Origin of the sequence: Thermithiobacillus plumbiphilus (assembly GCF_038070005.1) — a bacterium.
Taxonomy (GTDB): Bacteria; Pseudomonadota; Gammaproteobacteria; order Acidithiobacillales; family Thermithiobacillaceae; genus JBBPCO01.
Map to the genome: position 1 here is coordinate 1 of NZ_JBBPCO010000025.1, position 3,145 is coordinate 3,145.

Sequence of the window (3,145 nt, forward strand, 5' to 3'; positions counted from 1 at the left end):
GCTGCAGTGGCACGCCTCGCCCTGCGAGGAACTGGTGGAGAAGATGGGCATCTCCTGGGATGACGCCAAGCACAAGTTCGAGCAGTACCTCAAGGAAGTCGAGGCCGGCAACATCGAATACCTCTACGACCCCGAACTCGCCACCAAACACCTCGGCGCCGGCGCCTGAGCAGGTTTCAGGGTTGACGCTTTTAAACCAGCCCCGGCTTGCGCCGGGGTTTTTTTGACACAGGTCAAGGCGTGCCCGCCGGGCGGGTAGCATATTGCTCCAGAGATGTGTCCTTTCTGGAGGTGTGCCTTGGAAGCCCTGCAATGTCCTACCGATCTGGCCCACTGTATCGATCTGCGGGGCAGCGATGCCCTGACGGCACGCAGCCGGGTCTACCGGCTGGCCCATGAACTTTCTCCCGGTGGCAGTGTGGCATTTTTGCTCGATGTGGCGCCGGGGTCTTTCATGGAGAGCCTGGGCCAGCAGCTTCGTCACCGCATCTGCTGGAAGGCGAGCGCGCTGGGACAGGATGGCTGGCTGGTCGAGCTCAGGCCTCGAGAGGATGTCGAACCCGATACGCTCATGGCACTGCTGGGACGCGACCACGAGCGCCTCGACCGCCTGTTCGCGGAACTCCTGCAGGAAGCCAATGCCGGAAAGATGTCGACCACCGCGCCCATGCTGGCCGATTATGCCCTTGGCCTGCGGCGGCACGTGCATGTCGAGAATCTGGTGATTACGCCGGTCCTGGATCTGCCCCGCGATGTTGCTCGCCGGGATCCTCTGTCAACCATGCTGGATGACCATGACCGTATTCTGGAAGAACTGCATCTGCTGCTCGGGCTTTTCAGTGAGGGCCTGCCGGAGGCCTGGGAGGTCACCCCGTTCATGGCCATGCTCTCGGGCGCGCTCGCCAAGCACGAAGGACGTGAGGAACAGGGGCTCTTTCCCGTCTGGGATATGCGCTTGAAGAGCCTGCAAGATGCGGAAAGGAAGGCTTTGCTGGATCGTGCTAAGGATGTGCTCGGCGGGGCAGAGGACGCCGCTCTGGCATGATGCCCCCCGCGGGCGGGGAATTTCCGTTTGATGTAATGCGCTCAGTGCGTTACCGCTGCGCTTTCAGGAGGGCGTGCCGGCGCGCCTGTTCGAACACCCGAATATTTTCTGGGTGATAACGCTGGCCATGGAGAATGACTTCGGGAGAGTCGTCTGATCCGGATCGGACCTGCATCCCGATCAGGGCGTCCCGGTCCATCTGAACGATGCTGGTTGGACAGGGGCAGAGTGTCCAGACGAGAAAGGCAACAAAAAAGCTGAATCCGATCAGACCTTCCAGGGGCAGCGTGGCCGATGGCGCAAGCGGACCGTTTTCCTGGAAGACCAGGACGGCGGTGACGACCACGCCCAGAACAGCGAGAGCAATACGCCGGGCCCGGAGAAACGGTTTCCTGTACCCGGTGGCGACTCGATACTTGACGAGATACATGTGCTCGAGCCCGTCAAGGACAGTGAAATCCTCCTTGTCCATTAATGCACCCATCAGCCTGTCTCCCCCTGTCAAAGCGCGTATTTAAAATATATTTCATTTACCGCTTTGCGCAAAGGGTAGCCAGGGACCTAGGATGGATTTTGCTGGCCCTCCTTTTTTAGCCGCTCTTGCCGTCGACGCGAGGTTGCCAGTAGATCAATCCATATTTCCAGATCCAGGAAACGATGCTGAACAGCCAGACGGATGCGGCGAGCGGATAAATCAATCCTGGAGCTATTGACAGACCAATATCGGGCAGGATACGCAGCACGGCGGCGGCCTGCAGCCCGAGAAAGAGTGTCCAGGTCAGGGCATCGGCTGCGAGCGGACGTCCGGAGTGTCCCAGAGTGACGCGGGAGGCCATCGCAAGCATCATGGCAGCGAAAAAGCCGATCCCAAGCGCGTGTAATGGCGCAAAGCCAAGGGTGAAATCCCCGGCATGGTCGAACAGCAAGGCCACGTCCTGAAAGCTGTAGAAGGCCAGTGCGATGGCGAGCCAGAAAAAGGCGATGTGCAGTACCGCCAGCAACCGTACCTGAAAACTGCGTAGTAGATCCCAGCGGTAGGACAACCAGGCTGCCAGAGCCAGAAAGGGCAGGTCGAAGAAGCCACGCCAGGCGTCCAGCCCCAACAGTTCCAGCAGGCCGTGGCCAGTGGCGCAGGCCAGCATGGCCGGAAGTATCCAGTCAGGTCGGTAGATCACATAAGCTGTCAGTACCCGGCTCGAAAAAAAAGGGATCATGCGATGACTGACGGTGAGAAAGATTGGCAGGAGAAAAAACCAGATGCCTGCGATGCGGCTGAAATTCAGAAACTGTATTGCGCCTGTAAACAGCCAGAGACCGTAGGCGCAGGCACCCAGCCAGCCCATGAAAAGCCCGGCAATGGTGACGCGGGAGTGTTGCTTGTCAGGATGCTGGCTCTGTCGGAGTATGGCGAGCAGCGCCAACAGTCCGATGCCCCAGCCCGCGAGGAACAGTAATACGCCCACCAGCAGCAGGAGCTTGTCAATCACAAGGCCGGCATAGAAGAGCAGCATCCCGCCCGCCATCAGGATGCTCGCCGGTAAATAAGACCAGCGTGTCACCGGCCTGCCGTTCAACCAATTAGGGAAGGTGGTCATGAGGAAGCCAAAGATGAAGAACGGGAAGAATCCGTAGATCATCAGGAAGGCATGGGCCCAGGCCGCTGGGATTGTCCAGCTTGGCGCGGCATAGGCTTGCGTGTAGCGGCCGAGCAGATCGCCGAGCCACCAGAGCATCACACCCGCGGCCTGGAACGCGCCGAGGAAGAACATCAATCGGTGTGGAGCAGCGCCGAGTTGCCGCCAGGAAGGGGATGTCATGTTTGCCTGCATCTGAAGGGATGTCCTGGGCTTTGCTCAGGCGAGCATGTCAGTACTGGAAAACGGCATAGGCCCAGACCTTCTGGGTATCCACATTGGCCTGGGTGGTGCCGGGAAACACCGCCCCCGCGCCCTCGTCGGCCGAGTAGTCGGCGAACTTGGCGCCCAGGAGCCACTGCTTCTGCAGGGCATAACTGGCCAGGAGATCGATCTCGGTACCGAAGTGCTGACCGCCGCTATCCGCCTGGTAATCGTGGTACATGACGGTGAGCGTGAGCGGCTG

At 59.9% G+C, this 3,145-nt stretch carries 4 protein-coding genes and 1 pseudogene; 2 read left to right on the plus strand and 3 right to left on the minus strand.

Features of this window, described 5'->3' with window-relative positions; all coding sequences use genetic code 11:
- A pseudogene (locus WOB96_RS14390) lies at positions 1–169 on the plus strand (heterodisulfide reductase subunit B); the annotation flags it as partial.
- Positions 170–298: 129 nt separating this feature from the next.
- On the plus strand, positions 299–1,045 hold the full coding sequence (locus tag WOB96_RS14395) for a hemerythrin domain-containing protein (RefSeq protein ID WP_341371995.1): 747 nt from the start codon (positions 299–301) through the stop codon (positions 1,043–1,045).
- Positions 1,046–1,094: 49 nt separating this feature from the next.
- On the opposite strand, the gene WOB96_RS14400 is transcribed toward WOB96_RS14395, so the two are convergent.
- From WOB96_RS14400 to WOB96_RS14410, 3 genes are all read right to left on the minus strand, one after another.
- Positions 1,095–1,517: a hypothetical protein gene (locus WOB96_RS14400; RefSeq protein ID WP_341371996.1), complete on the minus strand. Its 423-nt coding sequence runs from the start codon at positions 1,515–1,517 to the stop codon at positions 1,095–1,097.
- A gap of 118 nt (positions 1,518–1,635) precedes the next feature.
- Positions 1,636–2,862 (minus strand): NnrS family protein, encoded by a 1,227-nt coding sequence (locus WOB96_RS14405; RefSeq protein WP_341371997.1) that lies wholly within the window; start codon positions 2,860–2,862, stop codon positions 1,636–1,638.
- Between the two features lie 49 nt (positions 2,863–2,911).
- A partial coding sequence (locus WOB96_RS14410) for a hypothetical protein (protein ID WP_341371998.1) occupies positions 2,912–3,145 on the minus strand: 234 nt, incomplete at its 5' end.